The following is a 20,750-nucleotide window of genomic DNA, read 5'->3' as shown; positions in this document are numbered from 1 at the left end:
CCTTCGGCTGGAGCGGACACAAGAATCGCCGTCAGGCGGGCGAGGTCGGGGACGACCGGGCGACCGATAGCCGCCCGGCGCCTGGGAATCTAGCCTGTCGCCTGGGCTTGGGCCTGCGACTGGGCCACGAAGGCGTCGGCGGCGGTGCGGGCCGCGCGCTGGGCCGTGGCGCTGGCCGTCGGACGCAGGCGCGTCACGGCGGCCTGGGCCTCCGCATCCCCGCCGCGCGCGGCGATCATGTACCATTTCAGCGCTTCGGTCGGATTCTTGGCCACGCCGTCGGCGCCGGTCTCATAGATGCGCGCGACATTGTACTGGCTGTCCGGCAGGCCGCGCTCGGCCGCGTTCAGCAGCCAGGTCAGGGCCTCGGCCTGATTGGTCGCGCCGCCGTCGCCTTCATAGAGCTGCATCCCATACAGATGCATCCCGCGCGGATCGCCGCCCTCGGCCGCGCGACGGCCCCACTGACGGCTTTGAGCCGGGTCGGCGGGCACGCCGTTGGCGCCGTCCAGATACAGCTGACCCAGATAGGTCTGGGCGGGGGCGTAACCCAGGTTAGCGGCGCGCTTCATGCCGTCCAAGCCAGAGTTGTCGCCGGCCTCCAGCTTGCCGATCGCCGCCTCATAGTCCGCCGCGCCGGGGCCGCCGATGTCGAAGGTCGCTTTCGGACCGGTCGGCGTCACCGCCGACGCGGCCAGCGGCATGGCGCCGTTTGTCGTCGAGCCGCCGCCGAAGCTGGGCATCTCGAAGTCCGGGGCGCCGCCGTCGGTCAGGGACAGATAGCCATATACGCCGCCGGTCAGGGCGACCGCCGTAACCGAAGCCAGAAACGCCTTCTTGACCGTCGATCCGTCCTTGGACGCCTGTCGGTCCAGCCGTTCCTGCAGCTTGGACTTGCCGCCGCGCTTCAGGCCGAAGCCTGACCGGGGCGCAGGTTCCGGTTCAGCCGGCGCGGTGATTGCAGCACGGGCGGCGTCGATGGTGCTGCGGGTCGAGGCGGCGCGGCCGGCGGCGGCGGCGGCTTCCATGCTGGAGCGCAGCCGGCGCGGATCCACGAACTCGGTTTCACCGCCGAAATCGTCGTCGTCCGCGTCCAGGACGGCGGCGTCACGCTTTTCGGCCGGTGCGGTCGAGAAGCCCGGCGACGTCGCCTCCAGCGCATCGTCGACATCGGCGCCGCCGAAACCGCTGAAGGGCTGGATGATGGGTTCGACGCCGTCGGGATCGACCTGGCGCATCGGCATCTCGTCGGCCAGCGCCTCGGCGGGCTCGGCCTCGGTCTGGACGACGGGCGCCGACGGGAAGGGCGCAGCGGTCGCGACTTCGGGCGTCACCGGATCGCTGGACCAGGCGTCCTGGTCGGTGAAGGTCTCATCGGGGAAGGCGGCGGCGCGCCAGTCGCCTTCGATGGATGCGGACTGGATCGGCGCCTGTATGGTCGCCGAGGCGGCGCGTTCCAGCACCTGTCGCGCCGGGGTCCACGCCGGCTCATTGTCCAGCGGCTTGTCACGGATCGGCGTCGGCGCGCGGGCGTCGATGCTTTCGCGGGCCTCGGCCAGCAGACGGGCGGTGCGCTCCTCGCTGAGACGCATCCGCTCGGCCAGTTCGCCGGACGCGCGGTCGTAGCGCTGCTCGATCTTGTCCGAGCTTTCCGACAGGCGTCGGCCGATGTCTTCCAGCGCCTGCTGCGAGCGGCGCTCGGACTGGGCGATGCGATCGCTCAGTTGGTCCGAGATGCGGGTGATTTCGCCGCCCAGCTTCTCCAGCGCGATGGCGTGGCGATCGTCGCTGGCGGTCAGACGTTGGTCGACGCGGTCGACATGACGGGCGAACTCCTGGTCCAGACGCGCGGCGCGGCGGGCGACTTCGGTTTCGATGGTCTGGCTGACGACGTCGGCGGCGGCGCGGGCGACGGCGTCGGCGCGACCGTCGTTGTCCGTCTCGACCTTCTTGACCCGCGCATTCAGGTTGCGGGCGATGCGCAGGACCTCGCGGCCCATGGCCTCAAGGCCGATGGCGCCCTTCTCTTCGGACGCCTTCAACTGATCGCCGACGGCCTGGACGGCGCGTTCGATACGGTCGATGCGCGCGCCGGTTTCGGCGGCGTCCAGACGCTGCATCATCTCGGCGCGATTGTTGTCGATCTGACGCGACAGGCTTTCGGCCAGTTTCTCGAAACGGGCCAGGTCGCGCGCGCCTTCCGGCTCGACGCGGCTCTCGGCCGTGCGCATTCGCTGGTCCAGCGCGGCGAACGAGCGTTCCAGCGTCTTCAGAGCTTCGGTCGTGCGGTTCTGGGCCTCGTCCAGACGCGCGCTGACCTGGGCCAGCATTTCCGTGCCGACGCCGGGGCCGGCGGCCTTCTCGACCGCCTCCATCCGCTCGCGCAGATCGCTGACGCCCAGACGCTGGCGTTCCTCGATGTCGTACAGGCGCCCGGTCAACGCGCCCAAGGAGATCTCGATCTTGCCGAAGGCTTCCTGGGTCGACGGGCCGGTGTCGCGTTCGAAGGCGCGCAGGCGGCGATGTCCTTCGCGCAATTCCTCGGCGATGTCGTCGATGCGGCGGGCGGCGCCCTGGGCCTCGGCCTCCTGGCCGTCCAGCCGGCGCATCAGGCCCGCGACGGCCTGATCCACGCCCTGAATGGCGACGGTCGAGCGGCGTTCGGCGGCTTCCAGCCGTGCGGCGATCACATCGATGGAGGCGCTGATCCGCTGCTGGCTGTCTTCAACCTCATAGGCGTCGTCCAGACGGCGGCTGCGGTTGCGGCGTTCGTATTCGGCGGCTTGGGAGCGACGCGGCAGGGTGGCGTAGCCCTCCTCCTCGTCTTCCATGATCATGGAGTTGAGCCATTCGCCCAGCGTCATGCCGGACCGGCGCGCCAGATCCTTGGCGACCTCGCGTGCTTTGGGATCGATTCCCTTAACGCTCCACGGCGCTGCAGCGCTCACTGATTCGTCTCCCAGCCCATGCGACGAAGGCTATACCGTCAATATCGAGGGTGTAAACTGATGGTTAACCGCAATATCTAGCGGCGATATCCCAATCCTGTGGACATCACGCCAGACAGCCGGATTTGTGAATCATCTCGGTTAACGCGGCATGAAGATTAACCTCCCGGCAAGGGTTCGCTTGCCAAGCGGCGCGGCTTTCGCCACCTGCGGCGCATGAGCTTGACCACCACTCTCGTCCTGCTGGGCGTCGCCCTCGCCGTCATGGTCTTTTGCGGATGGCGCGGCGCCCGGCCGCCAGATCCGTTCAAGGGACCGCGCCTGATGCCGTGGCGGTTCCTGATGGTCGGCGCGGCGGCGATCGCCATGCTGCTGCTGATCCACCTGGCGACGCTATTCGGCGCCGAGCGTGCGCCCTGGATACCCGGCGCCTAGAGGCGGGAACCCGATTGGGGCCGGTCGGTTGAACCTTGCGAACCACTTAAGGAGAGATCGCGTGTCCGACAAACTGACCCCCGCCGAGGCCGAGAAGGAATTCTGGAAAAGCCTGAAGGAGTCCAACACCGGCATGCTGGGCATCGATCGCCCCGGCTATCACCACCAACCCATGACCGGTTTCGGCGAGGACGAGACGGGCACCATCTGGTTCTTCACCCGCGACGACACCGATTTTGCCCATGACGTCGCCGGCGGCGGCCAGAACGGCATGTTCTGCTACCAGGCCAAGGACGGCAAGGTTCAGGCCTGCATCCACGGCCGCCTGGCCATCGATCAGGACCGCAGCCGCATCGAGAAATACTGGAACCCGGTCGTCGCCGCCTGGTACCCGGACGGCAAGGACGACGCCCACCTGACCCTCGTCCGCTTCGACGCCGACGACGGCCGCGTCTGGGTGTCCGACAAGGGCGCGCTCGGCTTCGGCTACGAAGTCCTGAAGGCCAACCTGACCAAGAGCATCCCGGATGTCGGCGGCGTGTCGGACGTGAAGCTGTAAGAAGACTGATTACTAATCTGTCGTGATCTGGAAAAGCCGGGGAGCGATCCCCGGCTTTTTACTGTCAGCAGCCAGATATCCGCTCGACCCCGGATATTCGCGAGCGGTCCACTCCCAACGCATCGAGCCGATCGGCACACTCCAGAAAAACATGATCGTTCGAGGCCAAGCGGACGATCGCGTCGTCAGCTGACGGCCAGAACTTGGCTCTTATAAATCCGACGTTGACCTGCTGGCCTTGGCGCAGCCCTCTGACCAGCGCCAAATCAACGCAGGCCTGGTCACGATCATAAGGGTTGCATCGCGACGCGTGATTGCGGCCCTCTCTGTCAGTGATCACGAGCACCGGCAGCCCTTTGTAAGACGATATGCCGACGCGACCTTCAACGGTGACGGCTTCATAAAAGAACTTGCCCGGATCAAGCGTCGGCGCCGCCGCGGTGAAGAGCGCGAAGGCGCCGACCGAAACAGCCAGAAGCATTACAACGACAAACCAGAAGCGCGACGCGGTCGACATCGCCTTCCAGTCCTCCAATGTCATCCCCCGAAGCACCAGGCCAAAACGGCCTTCTGGGCGTGGATGCGGTTTTCGGCCTCGTCCCAGACCAGAGAGCGCGGCCCGTCGATGACGGCGTCGGTGACTTCCTCGCCACGGTGGGCGGGAAGGCAATGCAGGAAGACCGCTTCGGGATCGGCGAGATCCATAAGGGCTTCGTCGACGCCGTAATGTTCGAACGCCGCCAAGCGCGCCTCATAGTCCTGATCCCCCATGGAGACCCAGGTGTCGGTGACGACGACGTCGGCGCCCTTGACCGCCTCGCGCGGATCGCTGGTCAGGGTGACGGCGTCGCCGCCCTTGGCCAAGTCGCGAAGGTCCGGGTGGTATTCCGCCGGGCAGGCGACGTTCAGATGAAAGCCGAACTTGGGCGCCGCGTGCATGAAGCTGTGGCAGACGTTGTTGCCGTCGCCGATCCAGGCGATCGTCTTGCCGGCGATTGGTCCACGATGCTCCTCGATCGTCTGCAGATCGGCCAGGATCTGGCACGGATGCGACCGGTCGGTCAGGCCGTTGACGACCGGCACGGTCGAGACGCGGGCGAACCGCTCGACATCCTCGTGATCGTTGGCGCGGATCATCACCGCATCCACCATGCGCGACAGGACGCGGGCGGTGTCCTCCACCGGCTCCCCGCGCCCCAGCTGCATGTCCGAGGCCGTAGCGATGATGGACGAGCCGCCCAGCTGGCGGATCGCCGCGTCGAAGCTGAACCGCGTGCGGGTCGAGTTCTTCTCGAAGATCATCGCCAGAACGCGGTCCTCGCCCGGCGCATCGGCGTCGGCGCGACCTTGGGGCCAGCCCTTGCGGGCGGCCTTGCGGGCGTGGGCGTCGTCCAGGATGGCGCGCAGATCCGCCGCGTCCAGCCGGTGGATGTCGAGGAAGTGCCGGACCATCAGGCCGCCAGCTTTTCGCGGGCGACCTCGCAGGCCGCCTCGAAACGGGCCACGGCTTCGCGGGCCTCGTCCAGCGTCAGGTTCAACGGCGGCAACAGCCGCACGCAGTTGTCGCCCCCGCCGGCGATCAGCAGCTGCTGCGTGTCGCGCGCCAGGGCCATGAACTCGCGATTGTTCGGCACCATCTTGATGCCGATCAGAAGGCCCTTGCCGCGCACGTCGGCGATCACATCGGGGAAGCGTTCCTGAAGGCCCGCGAACTGCTGCTTCAGATAGCCGGCAACCTCGTTGACGTTGTTCAGCGTCTCGGGGCTGTTGATCAGGCTCAGCGCCTTCTGGCCCACGGCCATGGCCAGTGGGTTGCCGCCGAAGGTCGAGCCGTGAACGCCGACCGTCATCCCCTTGGCCGCCTTGGCCGAGGCCAGGCAGGCGCCGATGGGGAAGCCCCCGCCCAGGGCCTTGGCCACAGCCATGATGTCCGGCGCCATGCCCGCCCATTCATGGGCCCACAGCTTGCCGGTCCGGCCCATGCCGCACTGGACCTCGTCAAAGATGATCAGGACGCCGTGTTCGTCGCATAGGTCGCGCAGCCCCCGCAGGCACTGTTCGGGCATGGCGCGGCAGCCGCCCTCGCCCTGCACGGGTTCGACGATGATGGCGGCGGTCGTGGGGTTGGCGATGGCGGCCTTGATCGCCTCGTGGTCGCCCCACTTCAGCTGGTGGAAGCCCTGCATCGGCGGGCCGAAGCCCTCGGTATAGCTGGGGTTGGCGGCGGCGTTGATCGCGCCATAGGTCCGACCGTGGAACGAGCCGTCGAAGCCGTAGATGTCGATCCGCTCAGGCGCGCCATTGGCCGAGTGATATTTGCGCGCCGTCTTCAGCGCGCATTCGACGGCTTCGGTACCCGAGTTGGTGAAGAACACCACGTCGGCGAAGCTGGATTCGCACAAGGCGTCAGCCAGGGCTTCCTGACCCGGAATGCGGAAGATGTTGGAGACGTGCCACAGCTTCTCGGCCTGATCCTTGACCGCCTGGACCAGTTCGGGGTGGGCGTGGCCCAGGCCGTTGGTCGAGATGCCGGCGACGCAGTCGAGATATTCGGTCCCGTCGGTCGCCCACAGACGCGCGCCTCGGCCGCGTTCCACTTCCAGCGGCGCGCGATTGTAGACACCCATCAGATGTTCAGTGGACACGGGACCAAGACCTCCAAAAGCGAGACGGCCCCGGCGCGAGCGCGACGGAGCCGGATCAATACGGTCAGGCGTTGTCGGACGCGCGCGGGTCTTAGTCAACACCGTCGCTCCGCAGGGGTTCTACTGTTCGGAGGGCGCCGAGGTCGCCGGCGCGGTTTCGGCGGCGACGGCCGCATCCTTGGCCTGGATTTCGACCAGCTTTTTGTCCAGCGCCAAGCCCAGGTCGGCGATGAACAGGCCGAAGCGAGCGACGTCGACGCCCTTCAGATACGACAGCTTGTCCTCGGTCGAGTGGATGCGCTGGAAGACGGGCGGGACGAAGCCTTCCTTCAGGCCGTTGTCCTTGCCGCCGTTGAAGGCCAGCCACATCTGGTGGGCGCCGACCGCATCCTGAGTGCCCATCGACACCACCGGCACGCCCGCGGCCGAGAAGGCGCGGTCGTCGCTGGGCGGATAGGTCGGATAGGGCATGCAGTCGAAGCCGCGTTCGGCGCACAGGCCGCGCAGCGTCTCCAGCACGAAGGCCGACTGCGGCCCATTGTTCTCGCCATACATGACCGTCTGGCCATAGGCGGCGACATCGGCGTTGATGACGGCGGCGATCCGGTCCTTGCCGTGTTTCTCAAGGAAGGCCTTGGCGCCCAGAAGGCCCAGCTCTTCCTGGTCGGTGAAGACGAAGACGAAGCGGTGGGCGACCGGCTGACCTTCCAGCGCCATGTCCAGCGTCTTGGCCGCCTCCATCATCGCCATGACCGAGCCGACGTTGTCGACGATGCCCTGGGACAGCGTGCCGTCGCGCAGCTTCACCGCATCATAGTGGGCGGTCAGAACGATGTCCTTGTCGCCCTCGCCCACCGTGACGACGACATTGGCGCCTTCCATCGGGCCGGTGGCCTGGTTGCCGCCTTCGAACGTCTGAATTTCGGGCGTGAAGCCCAGCGTCGTCAGGAAACCGACCAGGACCTGGGTCCGCTCTGCGTTGGTGGGCTTGATGAACTGGGCGGCGCCGGCGGCGATGTCGGGGCGGTCGCCGGCTTGGGGCGTCGCTTCCTGAGCGAAGGCGGGCCCAAAAGCGGATGTGGCGGCGAACAGGGCCGTGGCGGCGACGAGCGAACGAAACAGCATGAAGCGGACCTCTCGGGGGAGCGATCCGCAACAGGTAGCGATCTAGCTCTTAAGACGCCAGCCCGAGCGGAACACCAGCCAGCAGACCACGCCCATGACGGCCATCAGCACGGCCGACCCTATGACGCCGACCGTCAGATTGCTCTCGGCATGGCCGATGAACCCGTAGCGGAAGCCGTCGATCAGATAGAAGAAGGGGTTGTAGCGGCTCAGCGCCCGGAACGGCTCGGGCAGATTCTCGACCAGATAGAAGGTCCCCGACAGGAAGGTCATCGGCATGACGATGAAGTTCTGGACCGCCGACAGGTGGTCAAACTTCTCGCTCCACAGCCCCGCCAGCACCCCGGTCATGCCCATGATGAAACAGGCGGCCAGGGCGAACCAGACGATGGCGAAGATGTTGGCGAGACCCAAAGGCGCGAACGGCAGCACGCAGATCGCCGTCACCAGACCGACCGCCAGCCCACGCGTCGCGGCGCCTAGCGTAAAGCCCAGCGTCAGCTCCAGCGGGCTGAGCGGCGGGGTCAGGAAATCGGTCGCGGTACCCATGATCTTGGCCTGGATCAGGCTGGACGAAGCGTTGGCGAAAGCGTTGTTCAACATGGCCATCATGATCAGGCCGGGCGCGACGAACAGGGCGAACGGCGTGCCGTGCAGCGGCGGCCGCGCGTTCTGAAGCGCCACCACGAACACCAGCATATAGAGCAGCGTCGTGACCACCGGCGCCGCCACCGTCTGGGCGCCCACCTTCCAGAAGCGCCGCACCTCGCGCAGATACAGGGTCTGCACCCCGATCCAATTGATCCCCGGATAGCGACGCGGCTGCGGCAGGCCGGCAGGCCGGGTGGAGATCAGATCGGGCGTATCGGTCATGGCCCGCCAGATGCGCTTTGAGGACTTGCTACGCAAGGCCGGGTGACTGGTGAATGGTGAATCGTGACTTCCGAAGGGCGCAGCAGGGACCCAGGACCCAACTCACCACTCACCACTCACCACTCACCACTCACCACTTCGCCTTAACCTTAACGATGATTCAATATCTGGTTTCTGTGGACAGGATGATTCGCACATCTTGCGTCTCTTAACGGCTGGTTTACGATTAGTTGTAGGTCAAGACCCCGGAGGGGGAGCCTGGACCTAGATATTGAATCCAAACTCGCTGGAGGGTGGCATGACCGCAGGCTGGACCGACGACCGCGTAGGCGCGCTAAAGAAGCTCTGGCTTGAGGGCCAGTCCGCGAGCCAGATCGCCAAACAACTGGGCGGCGGGGTCACCCGCAACGCCGTGATCGGCAAGGTGCACCGTCTGGGCCTGTCGGGCCGGGCCGCCCCGTCGCAACCGGCGCGCACCGTCGCCGCGACCTTCCGCACCGCGCGTCCGCGTCCGGCGCCGGCCGCTCCGGCGCAGCAACCTTCGGCCCCGCGCCGTCTGGAAGCCGTCCAGCCCAAGCCGGTCGAACCCGCCGCGCCCGTCCCCGCCCCGATCCCGGACCTGCCGGGCACGGCGACCGTGATGACGTTAGGCGCCCACATGTGCAAATGGCCGATCGGCGATCCGTCGTCGCGCGAGTTCAGCTTCTGCGGCCGCCGCTCGTCGGAAGGCGTCTATTGCGTCGAACACGCCCGTGTCGCCTACCAACCGCAAGTCCGTCGCGGCTCCAAGGAAAGCGGTTCCGACCTGGCCCGCAGCCTGCGTCGTTACATCTAAGGGCGCTACCGCGCTTCGCGCTGCTTGAGCGCGGCGCTTCGCGCAGGGCGCACGACTGCGCTCAAGTCGCGAGCGACCGCGTCGCGAACGTAGCGCCAAAAAGATGCTCCTTATGGAGCCGACTTCCCCCTCGCCGGTTCGCGCAAGCGGCCGGCGAGACTTCAGGGGCGGGGCTGCGGTTCATCCGGGTTGACGCAGCCCCATCCGCCCTTCGATCAGTTCAGCACCCGCCGCGCATCCGGCGTATCCAACGAGAACGCCGGAATCTGCGCCTCGAAACTGCGCCCATCCGCATCCGTCATATAATAGGCGCCCACCATCGAGCCGCTGTCGGTGCCCAGCGGACAGCCCGAGGCGTAGGCGTAGCTGCCGCCCGGTTCGATCACCGGCTGTTCGCCGACGACACCCGGGCCGCGCACCTCTTCGATATGGCCGTGGCCGTCGGTGATGGTCCAGCGACGCGCCATCAGCTGCACCGTCGATCCCGTCAGGTTCACGATCTCGATCTGGTAGGCCCAGACCCAGCGGCCTTCGTCTGGATCGGACTGGCCCGCCAGATAGCTGGGCCGCACCCGGATCAGGATTCCGTTCGTCTCGGCGGTATAGGCAGGACCATCGTGCATGGGCTATATGCTCGCCCCGCCGCGCGCGGGCTGCAAGCGCGACTTGGAGACAAGTCGTGAAAACCGTGTGAGACAGACGCCATGAGCTCCTTCCAAGCGCCCCGTCCCGGCATCCTGCCCGCCCAGTCCATCGAGACGTTGATCGCCGCCGGCGCCGTCACGTCCGACACGCCCTTCGACCACGACCAGGTCCAGCCGGCCAGCCTGGACCTGAGGCTGTCGGATCAGGCCTGGCGCGTGCGCGCCTCCTTCCTCCCCGGCCGGCGCAAGGTCGAGGACCGCATCGCCGACGTGGCCATGCACGCCATCGAGATCACCGAGGCCGGCGTCGTGCTGGAAAAGGGCTGCGTCTATATCGTGCGCCTCCAGGAGCGGCTGAAACTGCCCCAGGGCCTGATCGCCCGCGCCAATCCGAAAAGCTCGACCGGCCGCGTTGACGTCTTCGTGCGTCTGCTGACGGATCAGGGCGCCAGCTTCGATGACGTCGCCGAAGGCTATGACGGCCCCCTCTATATGGAGGTCGCGCCCCAGACCTTCTCCATCCTGGTCCGTCCCGGCACGCGCCTGAACCAGCTGCGCCTCAAGGCCGGCGATCCGCCCAAGCTGGAGACGCGCAGCGTCGGCGTGGACCTGCAGGGCGGCGATATCGTTGGCTTCCGCGGCCGTCGCCATGCCGGCGTGGTCGATCTGGACCACATCGACGGCCACGACCCGCGCGACTTCTGGGAGCCGCTGTCCTTGCGTCGCGGCGAGCTGCTGCTGGATCCGGGCGAGTTCTACATCCTGGCCTCGTCCGACGACGTGGAAATTCCCGTTGATCAGGCCGCCGAAATGACCCCCATCGACCCATCGGTCGGCGAGTTCCGCGTCCACTACGCCGGCTTCTTCGACCCCGGCTTCGGCACCGACGAGGCGCATGGCGCGGGTTCGAAAGGCGTGCTGGAAGTCCGCACCCACGACACCCCCTTCCTGCTGGAACACGGCCAGATCGTCGCCCGCCTGGTCTACGAACCCCTGACCGAACGCCCCAGCCGCCTGTATGGCGAAAGCGGCAGCCACTATCAGAACCAGGGCCTGAAACTGTCGAAGCATTTCAAGGCGTGGTGAGTCGGCTCTGACCGTCTCCTCCCCATCTGATGGGGAGGTGGCTCGTAGCGCAGCGGAGAGACGGAGGGGCTTTTTACCGCATCGCTAGAGCCTGCGGGACTTTAAGAGCCCCTCCACCGCTGCGCCGCCCCCTCCCCACTTTGTGGGGAGGAGACGCGATCGTCACGTCAGTTTGTCCGCCTTCCTCAGCCCCGGGAACATCGTCGCCCAGGCCCCGGTCGCGGCCAGCGCGCCGAACCCGCCGAACACCGCCGCGCCGACCGCACCCAGCAGCCGGACCATGACGCCGGAATAGGCCTCGCCTAGTTCGTTCGAGGCGCCGATGAACAGCATGGATACCGACGACACCCGCCCGCGCATGTGATCGGGCGTGGCCAGCTGGATCAGGGTCTGGCGCACATTGACGCTGATCATGTCCGCCGCCCCGCCGATGAACAGCGCCAGGCCCGACAGCCAGACGATGCGCGACAGGCCGAAGATGATGGTGCACAGGCCGAACACCGCCACCGCCGCGAACATCCAGCGCCCGCCGTTCTGACGGATCGGATAGCGGCTCAGATAGATGGCCATGACCATGGCCCCCACGCCGAACGACGCCCGCAGCAGGCCGAACCCTTGCGGTCCGACATGCAGGATGTCGCGCGCGAAGATCGGCGTCAGCAGGGCCACGCCCGCCAGCAGCACCACCACCAGATCCAGTGAGATGGCGCCCAGCACGATCTTGGTCTTCCAGACATAGGCCAGCCCCTCCTTGACCGAATCCACCGGCGACAGCGGATTGGCCTGGGGCGCGGGCTTGCCGCTGGTGCGGATCAGGATGAAGGCCGCGACAGCCAGCAGGAACATGCCCAGCGACACCGCATAGGCCAGGGGCACGTTCACCCCCACGATCACCCCGCCCAGGGCCGGGCCGGCGATGGCCCCGGTCTGGAAGGCGATGGACTGGGCGGCGATGGCCGGCGGCAGGGCCTTGCGTCCCACCACCATCGGCAGGAAGGCCTGGCTGGCCGGCGCCAGGAAGGCTCTCGCCGCGCCGAACAGGGCCGCGACCGCCAGCAGTCCCCACAGGGGCGGATTTCCGTGCAGGGCCATGGCGAGGAACGACCCGGCACAGGCCGCCTCGACCAGGATGGATATCCACACCGTGCGCTTGCGATCGCGCCGATCCGCCATGGCCCCGGCCGGCAGGGTGAAGGCCAGCAGCGGCAGGAACTGACACAGGCCGACCAGGCCCAGATACAGGCTGGCCTCCTCGATCGGATGATCCCGACGCGCGATCTCATAGACCTGCCACAACAGGGCCGACGACTGAATCTGGATCGCCAGCACCGCCACCACGCGGCCGAACCACAACAGACGGAAGTCGCGAATGCCCCACGGGCTGGACGGGCCTTCTGGCCCCCCAGATGATGGAGACGGCGGAACGGGCGGGGCGGCGGGGCCGGCAGCTATGGATTCTGTGGTCACGTTCTTCTTGGGTATTTCGGATAGGGCGAGCCGTCGCGGTGGAAATAGCCGTCGACGCCGGCGTGCAGCACCATGTCGATGTCGGGATAGTCGGCGGGGGTGATCGTCGGGCTGCGTGTGCCGACTTCCAGCAGAACCGCCTCGCGGCCGGATCGGTTCTCCAGCCTATGGCCGTTCGGCACGCCAGCCTTGAACCCGGCGCAGTCGCCGGCGCGCAGAACCGTCTCGCCGTCGTCCTCGATCAGCACCACCTCGCCCTCGACCACCATGACGAACTCGTCCTCTTCGGCATGCCAGTGGCGCTGGCTGGACCAGGCGCCGTCGGGCAGGCGCAGCAGGTTGACGCCGAACTGGCTCAACCCCGCCGCATCGCCCAGCCGCCAGCGGCGACGCGGCTTGCACGGGCCGGCGTATTCCTCGGGATAGGTGGTGCCGTTCGTCGTCGGCGCGCTGTCGATGTCGATCTTGGGCATGGGCCTTCTCGCCTCCGCACGATTTCCGTAAAGCATAGCCGCATGAGCCGCGCATCAACTCCCGTTATCGATCCTGTCGAACTGACCCGCGACCTGATCCGCATTCCGTCCGTCACCCCCGCCGACGAAGGGGCGATGGATGTGCTGGAGCGGCATCTGACGGCGCTGGGCTTCACCTGCCGCCGCCTGGCCTTCGAGGGACCGGGCGGCGAGGGCGTCCATGCGCGGATCGAGAACCTGTATGCGCGGCGCGGGACCGCCTCGCCCAACCTCTGTTTCGCCGGCCATACGGATGTGGTCCCGACCGGCCCGTCGGATCAGTGGTCGTCGCAACCCTTCAACGCCGAGGTCAAGGACGGCGTCCTGTACGGTCGCGGCGCGGTGGACATGAAGGGCGGGATCGCCGCCTGGGTCGCCGCCGTGTCCCAGGTGCTGGCTGAGGGCGAGCCCGCTGGCTCCCTCTCCTTCCTGATCACCGGCGACGAGGAAGGCCCCGCCCTGCACGGCACCAAACGGGTGGTCGAGGCCCTGGCCGCCGAGGGCGAGGTCATCGACGCCTGCGTCGTCGGCGAACCCTCGTCGTCGCAACAGCTGGGCGACATGATCAAGGTCGGGCGGCGCGGCTCGTTGAACACCTGGATCACCGTCCACGGCAAACAGGGCCACGTCGCCTATCCCGAGCGCGCCGCCAACCCGGCCCCGGTGATCGCGAAGCTGATGGCCCGTCTGAACGATCATGTTCTGGATGAAGGCTACGAGAACTTCCCCCCGTCGAACCTCGAAATCACCACCATCGACATCGGCAATCCGGCCACCAACATCACCCCGGCCCAGGCGACGGCGCGGCTGAACATCCGCTTCAACCCCAGCCACACCGGCGACGCCCTGATCGACTGGCTGAACCGCGAGGCCGGGGCCATGCAGGCCGAGACCGGACTTCAGATCACCCTGGAGCACCTTTGCTCGGGCGAGGCCTTCCTGACCGAGCCGGGCGCCTTCGTCGCGGCGGTTCAGGACGCGGTCGAGGCCGTGGCGGGCCGCCGCCCCGAAGCCTCCACCACCGGCGGCACCTCCGACGCCCGCTTCATCCGCGCCCTGTGCCCGGTGCTGGAACTGGGCCTGGTCGGCCAGACCATGCACCAGATCGACGAACGCGTGCCGACGGCGGAGCTGGAGACGCTGACGGCGATGTATCGCCGGGTGATCGAGACGGTGTTTGAGCGGCTGTAAAGCCGGGGAAATAGACTCGATCCCCTATGAAAAAAGAGAGTCTATTCCGTCTAATTTGTCTATTTTGCGCGCGGTGAGCCGGGGGCGTGGGGTGTGTGGGGACTGGGTTGTCAAAGACCGAACGGAGAGTATCGCACGGTTTTGGGGCGTGATGGGTTAGGGGCGTTTGCGGGCGGTAGAGGGCGGAAAAAGCTGGGGTTTGGTTGAAGAATTAGGATGGAAAGCTGGTTCGTAGCGGCATCTACGCAAGCTTTCGATCTGTGCCGATGCGATCAGGACCACACCTAGTCAGCCTCCACTACCATTGACGACGATGGTGAAGCTGGTGCAACCGAGAGCTGAGATGCGTCGGGGGAAGCATGGCGAGGCGTAAGTCGACTGGGGCTGAGGCAGGTTGTTTCGGCATCCTCATTCTGATCGCCATTCTGGCGGTGATAGGTCCGCTCGCTTTGGCCTGCTGGTGCATCATCGCTGAACTCCGTGCCCTCGGACATCGCGGCGCTCGATCCGTGCATGAGGTGCTGACCCCGCAGGAGCAGGCCGAACTTCTGTGGGCCGACCGACAGCTCGAGGACGCCGATGTGGCGGTACAGAGAACCATTCAGTCTGGTCTGGCCGCAGGCCTCGTCACACGTGCAGACGGCATGTTCGACGAGAGGAAATATGCCGCCAGAAATTTGAACATGGTGCTTCAGGACGGCCTTCTGCGTCAGTCCTCTGCCATGGCGCAGCGGGAGGCAATCTATTCGCGCCTAGGTGGTCGTATGGATGCTTGGCTGAATGCACGGGCCGGGGTGGTCGGGGCGCGTGCGGGCATCATCAGCTTTGTCGTCGCATTCGTGATCATGGTTGCCGTCCAAGATGGAAGCTTGCAACCCGCGGCGCTTTTATTCGGAACGGGTCAAGATGCCGCCTCCAGACTAGCGGCCAGCCTTACGGCAATAGCGTGCGCAGTCGTTGTCTTGTTGATCACCCGCTCAACGGCGAGAGCGTCCCTTGCCGCGTAGCGCCTTCTCCAACAGCCGTCGGCCTGTATCGTCTGCCGGCTTGGTCCTTTTCCGCATCACTTTAGTCGCCGAAAGGCCGGTGCCGGGCAGTCCGCCGGTGATCTGTTTACCGCGCGAGCCGATCGTCGCCTTAAGCCCTCGAACGCCGACGGTGGCGGAGATGCTTCGTTTAGAAAGGTTGAGCCAGAGGCCTGGCACGATTCGAAATCGACGAAAGAAATTTAATCGCACGCCCGCCTCCCTAACCGTTCGGCCAGATCCTGCCAGGCTTCAGCCTAGAGTGAAATCATGACTGATCACTACGCCGTCCTCAATGTCAGTCGTGACGCTGAAGATGTGGTCATAGAAGTCGCTTGGCGCGCGCTGATGAAGCGCTATCACCCGGACAAGATGCAGAACGACCCCGCCGCATCTGAACGGGCCAAAGCCATCAATGCCGCATTTGATGTTTTGAAAGATCCTGGGTCCCGCGCCCGTTATGACCGGACACTTGATGCTGAGGCAAAACCAGACTGGACAGAACCAGACACTCCAGACTGGCGGGCGCCTCAGCCGACGCCCCCACCCCCGACAGCAACATCGGCCACAGTGGCCTCGTCAGCGGCGTCGCGCGGGAATTGGGCTCATCTCTTCTTCATAGGCTTGTCAGTATTGGTCGGTGGCGGCGCAATCGGCTCGTTGATGCAGCCGCGCGCGCCAACGCCCAAAGCTTCGCAGTCGGATGCGCTGCCGGACGCTGTCAGCGCCGATGAGACGCAGACTAGGCGCGAGCCCAGTCAGACGCGAAAGGTCGAACAGGCGGGGCTGGGGGCCTCGGCGCAAGAGGAAGTCGCTGCTGTAGAGGATCCCTGCGCCTCGTCAGTAGGTGCGGTCACTTATCTCGTTTGCGCAGACCCTACCGTCAGTCGAGCTAGGAGGCGTGTCGACGAGGCGTTCAATGTTCAGCTGGCCAAGTCATCGGACCCAACGCGGTTGCAGGAGGCGCAGACGGTATGGCTGAGCCGTCAAGATGCCTTGCCTGCGGACAAGGACCGGCTGATTGCCGCTTTTGATCAGAGGGTCAGGGAGATCGAGGCCGACGATCTAACGGGGTTGTATTAAAGTCAAACTAGCCGAGGCTGTCCGCCGCACCGAGTCCGGGGCAAGAGCCCCTCCGTCACGCCGCTGAAGAAGCGCCGCGCCACCTCCCCGCCAGGCGGGGAGGAGACAGGTGGCGGGCGACTCAACTCCGCTCCAGGAACCGCAGCGCCGTCAGGACGTGCGTCTTCACCCCCAGCGGCAAGACCTTCTCGTTCGGTGAAAATTCCGGCGAATGGTTGGGCGCGGAGGTCGCGGGGTCGACGCCGTCGGGACTGGCCCCGAGATGGTAGAAGACGCCGGGGATGACCTGCTGGAAATAGCTGAAGTCCTCGGCCACCGTGGTCGGGGGCGTGGCGGGGTTGACGTTCCCCTCGCCCGCCGCCTCGGTCAAAACCGGGGCCAGCAAGGCGGACAGGCCGGGGTCGTTGAACACCAGGGCCGCGTTCTGTTTGACGCCGAACTCGGCGGTGGCGCCGTAGGCCTCGGCGACGTGGTCGATGGCGGTCTCGGCGCGGGCGACCAGGGCGTCGCGCTGGGCCGTATCGAAGGTGCGCAGCGTGCCTGACAGCGTCGCGCTGTCGGGGATGATGTTGTAGCGGACGCCGGCGTTGATCGTCGCGATGGTGAAGACGGTCGGGGTCGTGGTCGGATCGACCGTGCGCGCCGTCAGCGTGTTGACCGTCTCGACCACCTGGCCCGCCACAGCGATCACATCGACCCCGCGCCATGGCCAGGCGCCGTGCGTCTGCTTGCCCTTCAGGCGGATATCCACGCGGTCCGAGGCGGCCATGAACCCTTCCGGCCGATAGAAGACGCTGCCCGGACGGCCCGGCACGACGTGCAGGCCAAAGATGGCCTCGGGCTTCGGATCGTTCAGCGCCCCTTCGGCGATCATCAGGGCCGCCCCGCCCTTGGGCTCTCCCGGAGGCGCGCCCTCCTCGGCCGGCTGGAAGACGAAGACCACCGTGCCGGCGATCTGGTTCTTCATCCCGGCCAGGACCTCGGCCGCCCCCATCAGCATGGCCATATGCATGTCGTGGCCGCAGGCGTGGGCCACCGGAACCGTATTGCCCATGTATGTCCCGGTCGCGGTCGAGGCGAAGGCCAGGCCGGTCGCCTCCTGCACCGGCAGGGCGTCCATGTCGGCGCGCAGGGCGACGACCCGCCCCGGCCGTGCGCCACGCAATATGCCGATCACGCCCGTCTTGCCGACCCCGGTGCGGACCTCCAGCCCCAGCGATCGCAGATGGTCGGTGATCACGCCGGCCGAGCGAGTCTCGGCGAAGCCCAGTTCGGGATGCTGGTGAAAGTCGCGCCGCCACGCGACGACCTCGGGCATGACGCGCTGCACGGCGGCGTCCACGCTGGCCGTATCGACCTGAGCCTGAGCGGCGCCGGCGGCAAGCAGCAGCGCCAGTGTGGAGGCGGCGAACAATCGGCGCATGTGAAGGTCCCGTGAAATTTTCAGCCCGACGACAGGTGACGGCGCCGCACCCGCTTGTGCAAGCGGTCGCGAACGCCGATTTCTGTCCGCATGGGTGAGAAGGCCTTCAAGAGCGCAAAGACCGAATGGCGCGACGTCGTTCTGGTCTGCCGCAAATGTTCGAAAAAGCTGAACGGCGGCTTCGGCCCCGGCGGCGATCTGACGTTGAAGAAGGCGCTGCGAAAATATCTGCACCTGAAGAAGGGCAAACAGGGTCGCAAGGGCGAGCTGACGGTCGTCGGCGCCGACTGTTTCGATATCTGTCCAAAGGGCGCCGTCGTCGCCGTCAACACGGCCCAGCCCAAGAAGCTGCTGATCATTCCGGCCGGCGCCGATCTGTTCGAGGTCAAGACGCGGCTGGCGCTGGACGACGGACGGCGGTTGAAGCGGATCGAAGCGGCCGACTGAGGCTCGGCGCCTTTCTTCCGGCGGCCAGCCGTGTCAGAGCGAAACCATGGATGACACTCGCATCGAAAAACGCGTCGGCGTTCAGGCGACCTCGGATCGCATCTGGGATCTGGTCGCGGACCTGTCTGGCTGGGGCGCCTGGAACCCGATCGACAAGGACGTCGAGGGCGCCATCGCCTATGGCGGCCGTCTGACCATGACCGAGGCGTGGCCGGACATGGCAGAGCGCCAGTCGGCCGCCCAGGTGGTGGAATGGCAACCGCGCGCTCGGCTGGTCTGGGCCGAACGGCGCGGCTTCCTGTTCCAAAGCCTGCGCTATATCCAGATCGAGGAGTTGGCGCCCGGCAACTGCATCGTCGCCATCGGCATCCGCTTTTCAGGCATTCGCGGCGAGCTGTTCCATGACAAGCACCGCCCGGCGATGAAGAAGGCGCTGGAAAGCGCCGCCGAGGGTCTGAAGGCGGCGGCGGAAGCTGGAGCAGCTTAGCCGCCCTTCATCATGTCCATGACGTTCAGGATCGCCGGTCCCAGAATGACGACGAACAGCACCGGCAGGAAGAACAGGATCATCGGCACGGTCAGCTTGGCCGGCAGAGCCGCCGCCTTCTTCTCCGCAGCGGACATGCGCAGCTCGCGATTTTCCTTGGCCATCACACGCAGAGCGGTGGCCAGCGGCGTGCCATAGGTTTCGGCCTGGGTCATGGCCGTCGCCACCGACTTCACGCCCGGGTGGTTGGTGCGCTTGCCTAGGTTTTCATAGGCCATGCGACGGTCCGGAAGATACGACAGCTCGGCCGAGAGCAGCGACAGCTCCTCGGCCAGATCGATCGACGAAGGCCCCATTTCCTGACTGACCTTGGCGATCGCCGCCTCGATGGACATGCCGGCTTCGACGCAGATCAGCAGCAGGTCCAGCGCGTCAGGAAACGCCTGCATGATCGAGGTACGACGCTTGTCGATCCGGTTCTTCAGATAAAGGTTCGGCGCATAGAAGCCCGCGACCGCCGCCGCCATCGTCGCCGTCACCTTGTTCATCGTGGGCCAGTCCACGACCTTGATGACGAACATGTAGAAGGCCGCCACGATCATGAAGATGAAGGGCGAGGCGAAGCGGAAGAAGTAGAAGGTCGTCAGCGGCCGCGGTCCGCGATAGCCGGCCTGGGCCATCTGACCCGCGACCTTTGGATCTTCCAGCAGCTTGCTGAGGTTCAGCCGATCCACGATCCGCTTCTTGAAGCCGTCATCAGTGTGACGTAGCGCGCCCTGACCGCCGGCCATGTTCGCCCGCGACCGGCGTTTCAGGTCGTCACGGCGTTCGGCGACGGCCTTCATGCGCTTGTCCAGCGCAACCCCTCCCGTCATCGACGACATCAGGGTGATGACGGTGGCGAACACCAGCACGCCCACGCCGATGCTGAGCAGGTTCTGCGGATCGGTGATGAAGCGGATGAAGCTTTCCATGACCCCGGCCTCAGAACTTGAACGAGATCATGCGCTTCATCACGAAGATGCCGGTCGACATCAGGACGGCCGCGATCAGCAAGAGGAAGTTGCCGCGGAAGTCGGTGAACAGCGGCATCATGTAGCCAGGCGTCGTGAACATGACCATCGTCATGACCGCAGGCGGCAGGGAGGCGATGATGCCGGCCGACGCCAGCGCTTCGGACGACAGCGCCTTGATCTTCTCGCCCATCATCCGACGGGCGCGCAGCACGGCCGACAGATTGCCCAGCGCCTCGGCCAGGTTGCCGCCGGTCTTCTGCTGGATGGCGATGACGATGGTGAAGAAGCGCAATTCCGAGGTCGGCATCCGGCCGTACATCTTCTCCAACGCCTGCTCCAGGGTCAGGCCGACGCCCAGGCCCTCGACCAATGTCTGGAATTCGGGCCCAAGCGGAGCCGGACTCTCGCGGGCGATGATCTTGAAACATTCGTGGACCGGCAGGCCCGACTTGATGCCGCGCACGATCACATCGACGGCGTTGGGAAACTCCAGCGAGAACTTCTTCATCCGCGACTTTCCGAGGAAGCCCACGACCCAACGCGGCAGGCCAAGACCGAAGATCAGCGCGATACCGACGACCACCAGGATCGGCAAACCGAAGATCAGCGCGCCCAGGCCGGTCGCGAGCCCGACCACGGCTGAGATGATGTAGAAGGTCGTCACGCTCAAACTCAGGCCTGCCTGTTTCAGGCGCGACGCCAGGGTTGTGCGCGCCTTGCGCTCGCGGCGGTCGGCATCCTGAAGCTGAACCAGAATCTGCTTGCGACGCGCCTCGGGCGTATTGGCGGCGGCCGCCTTGCGGGCAAGCGCAGGGTTCTTCTTGCCCTCGCCCATGCTCTGGGCGCGCTTGACGGCCTGGGCCGACGAATCGTCTCCGCCGACGAAGACCCAGCCCAGTCCGCCGATGGTGATGAAGGCCAGAACGGCGGCGAGTATCGGAAGCATCGC

Annotated in this window: 22 protein-coding genes; 9 read left to right on the top strand and 13 right to left on the bottom strand. The window is 66.2% G+C overall.

Going from position 1 to position 20,750, the window contains the following annotated elements; translation table 11 throughout:
- Positions 1–89 precede the first annotated feature (89 nt).
- Positions 90–2,948: a hypothetical protein gene (locus tag ASF31_RS09520; RefSeq protein ID WP_235551301.1), complete on the bottom strand. Its 2,859-nt coding sequence runs from the start codon at positions 2,946–2,948 to the stop codon at positions 90–92.
- A 216-nt stretch (positions 2,949–3,164) separates the two neighbouring features.
- On the opposite strand from ASF31_RS09520, the gene ASF31_RS09515 reads away from it, so the two are divergent.
- Together ASF31_RS09515 and ASF31_RS09510 are read left to right on the top strand one after the other, a co-directional pair.
- Entirely contained in the window at positions 3,165–3,383 is a 219-nt protein-coding gene (locus tag ASF31_RS09515) for a hypothetical protein (RefSeq protein WP_045810644.1), read from the top strand.
- A 61-nt stretch (positions 3,384–3,444) separates the two neighbouring features.
- On the top strand, positions 3,445–3,942 hold the full coding sequence (locus ASF31_RS09510) for a pyridoxamine 5'-phosphate oxidase family protein (RefSeq protein WP_055754415.1): 498 nt from the start codon (positions 3,445–3,447) through the stop codon (positions 3,940–3,942).
- A 64-nt stretch (positions 3,943–4,006) separates the two neighbouring features.
- On the opposite strand, the gene ASF31_RS09505 is transcribed toward ASF31_RS09510, so the two are convergent.
- From ASF31_RS09505 to ASF31_RS09485, 5 genes are all read right to left on the bottom strand, one after another.
- Entirely contained in the window at positions 4,007–4,459 is a 453-nt protein-coding gene (locus ASF31_RS09505) for a hypothetical protein (protein ID WP_156355989.1), read from the bottom strand.
- Positions 4,460–4,479: 20 nt separating this feature from the next.
- Positions 4,480–5,394, bottom strand: coding sequence for an ornithine carbamoyltransferase (gene argF / locus ASF31_RS09500; RefSeq protein ID WP_055754413.1), 915 nt, complete (start codon positions 5,392–5,394; stop codon positions 4,480–4,482).
- Positions 5,394–6,587 carry an aspartate aminotransferase family protein gene (locus ASF31_RS09495; protein WP_255353562.1) on the bottom strand — a complete coding sequence of 398 codons (1,194 nt, stop codon included), beginning with the start codon at positions 6,585–6,587 and terminating at the stop codon, positions 5,394–5,396. The genes argF and ASF31_RS09495 overlap by 1 nt, the downstream gene beginning before the upstream one ends.
- A gap of 120 nt (positions 6,588–6,707) precedes the next feature.
- Positions 6,708–7,712, bottom strand: a complete 1,005-nt coding sequence (locus tag ASF31_RS09490; RefSeq protein ID WP_055754411.1) for a M28 family metallopeptidase — start codon at positions 7,710–7,712, stop codon at positions 6,708–6,710.
- Positions 7,713–7,754: 42 nt separating this feature from the next.
- Complete coding sequence (locus ASF31_RS09485) at positions 7,755–8,585, bottom strand: ABC transporter permease (protein ID WP_055754410.1); 831 nt, start codon at positions 8,583–8,585, stop codon at positions 7,755–7,757.
- Between the two features lie 298 nt (positions 8,586–8,883).
- Here ASF31_RS09485 and ASF31_RS09480 point away from each other — a divergent pair, with 298 nt between their 5' ends.
- The gene (locus ASF31_RS09480) at positions 8,884–9,420 is read left to right on the top strand and encodes a GcrA family cell cycle regulator (RefSeq protein ID WP_017506617.1); all 537 of its coding nucleotides are present in this window, start codon (positions 8,884–8,886) and stop codon (positions 9,418–9,420) included.
- A 215-nt stretch (positions 9,421–9,635) separates the two neighbouring features.
- Here ASF31_RS09480 and apaG read toward each other — a convergent pair whose 3' ends face one another.
- On the bottom strand, positions 9,636–10,043 hold the full coding sequence (apaG, locus tag ASF31_RS09475; RefSeq protein ID WP_055754409.1) for a Co2+/Mg2+ efflux protein ApaG: 408 nt from the start codon (positions 10,041–10,043) through the stop codon (positions 9,636–9,638).
- Positions 10,044–10,124: 81 nt separating this feature from the next.
- Here apaG and ASF31_RS09470 point away from each other — a divergent pair, with 81 nt between their 5' ends.
- On the top strand, positions 10,125–11,150 hold the full coding sequence (locus ASF31_RS09470; protein ID WP_055754408.1) for a 2'-deoxycytidine 5'-triphosphate deaminase: 1,026 nt from the start codon (positions 10,125–10,127) through the stop codon (positions 11,148–11,150).
- A gap of 162 nt (positions 11,151–11,312) precedes the next feature.
- On the opposite strand, the gene ASF31_RS09465 is transcribed toward ASF31_RS09470, so the two are convergent.
- Both ASF31_RS09465 and ASF31_RS09460 read right to left on the bottom strand, forming a co-directional pair.
- A complete protein-coding gene (locus tag ASF31_RS09465) occupies positions 11,313–12,602 on the bottom strand; it encodes an MFS transporter (protein ID WP_369814639.1) in 1,290 nt (429 codons plus the stop codon).
- Positions 12,603–12,613: 11 nt separating this feature from the next.
- Positions 12,614–13,090, bottom strand: a complete 477-nt coding sequence (locus tag ASF31_RS09460; RefSeq protein WP_055754407.1) for a cupin domain-containing protein — start codon at positions 13,088–13,090, stop codon at positions 12,614–12,616.
- Positions 13,091–13,132: 42 nt separating this feature from the next.
- Between ASF31_RS09460 and dapE the strand changes: the two genes are divergently transcribed.
- Positions 13,133–14,320, top strand: coding sequence for a succinyl-diaminopimelate desuccinylase (gene dapE, locus ASF31_RS09455; protein WP_055754406.1), 1,188 nt, complete (start codon positions 13,133–13,135; stop codon positions 14,318–14,320).
- A gap of 359 nt (positions 14,321–14,679) precedes the next feature.
- Complete coding sequence (locus ASF31_RS09450) at positions 14,680–15,327, top strand: hypothetical protein (RefSeq protein ID WP_055754405.1); 648 nt, start codon at positions 14,680–14,682, stop codon at positions 15,325–15,327.
- Here ASF31_RS09450 and ASF31_RS14955 read toward each other — a convergent pair.
- Entirely contained in the window at positions 15,298–15,558 is a 261-nt protein-coding gene (locus ASF31_RS14955; protein WP_162233956.1) for a DUF4236 domain-containing protein, read from the bottom strand. The two genes, ASF31_RS09450 and ASF31_RS14955, sit on opposite strands and share 30 nt — an antisense overlap.
- A 57-nt stretch (positions 15,559–15,615) precedes the next feature.
- On the opposite strand from ASF31_RS14955, the gene ASF31_RS14300 reads away from it, so the two are divergent.
- Positions 15,616–16,428 (top strand): DnaJ domain-containing protein, encoded by an 813-nt coding sequence (locus ASF31_RS14300; protein ID WP_082465100.1) that lies wholly within the window; start codon positions 15,616–15,618, stop codon positions 16,426–16,428.
- A 121-nt stretch (positions 16,429–16,549) separates the two neighbouring features.
- Here ASF31_RS14300 and ASF31_RS09440 read toward each other — a convergent pair whose 3' ends face one another.
- Positions 16,550–17,851, bottom strand: a complete 1,302-nt coding sequence (locus tag ASF31_RS09440) for an amidohydrolase (protein WP_055754403.1) — start codon at positions 17,849–17,851, stop codon at positions 16,550–16,552.
- Positions 17,852–17,941: 90 nt separating this feature from the next.
- Here ASF31_RS09440 and ASF31_RS09435 point away from each other — a divergent pair, with 90 nt between their 5' ends.
- Positions 17,942–18,298: a hypothetical protein gene (locus ASF31_RS09435; protein WP_055754402.1), complete on the top strand. Its 357-nt coding sequence runs from the start codon at positions 17,942–17,944 to the stop codon at positions 18,296–18,298.
- A gap of 46 nt (positions 18,299–18,344) precedes the next feature.
- Complete coding sequence (locus tag ASF31_RS09430) at positions 18,345–18,785, top strand: SRPBCC domain-containing protein (RefSeq protein ID WP_055754401.1); 441 nt, start codon at positions 18,345–18,347, stop codon at positions 18,783–18,785.
- Here ASF31_RS09430 and ASF31_RS09425 read toward each other — a convergent pair.
- Positions 18,782–19,759: a type II secretion system F family protein gene (locus ASF31_RS09425; RefSeq protein ID WP_055754400.1), complete on the bottom strand. Its 978-nt coding sequence runs from the start codon at positions 19,757–19,759 to the stop codon at positions 18,782–18,784. The genes ASF31_RS09430 and ASF31_RS09425 overlap by 4 nt on opposite strands.
- Positions 19,760–19,769: 10 nt before the next feature.
- Positions 19,770–20,747, bottom strand: coding sequence for a type II secretion system F family protein (locus ASF31_RS09420; protein WP_055754399.1), 978 nt, complete (start codon positions 20,745–20,747; stop codon positions 19,770–19,772).
- Between the last annotated feature and the right edge of the window lie 3 nt (positions 20,748–20,750).

It is taken from the genome of Brevundimonas sp. Leaf280 (assembly GCF_001422455.1).
In the GTDB taxonomy this organism is placed as follows: Bacteria; Pseudomonadota; Alphaproteobacteria; order Caulobacterales; family Caulobacteraceae; genus Brevundimonas.
The sequence above is the reverse complement of the archived record's forward strand: the minus strand, read 5'-3'. Positions and strand labels throughout refer to the sequence as shown.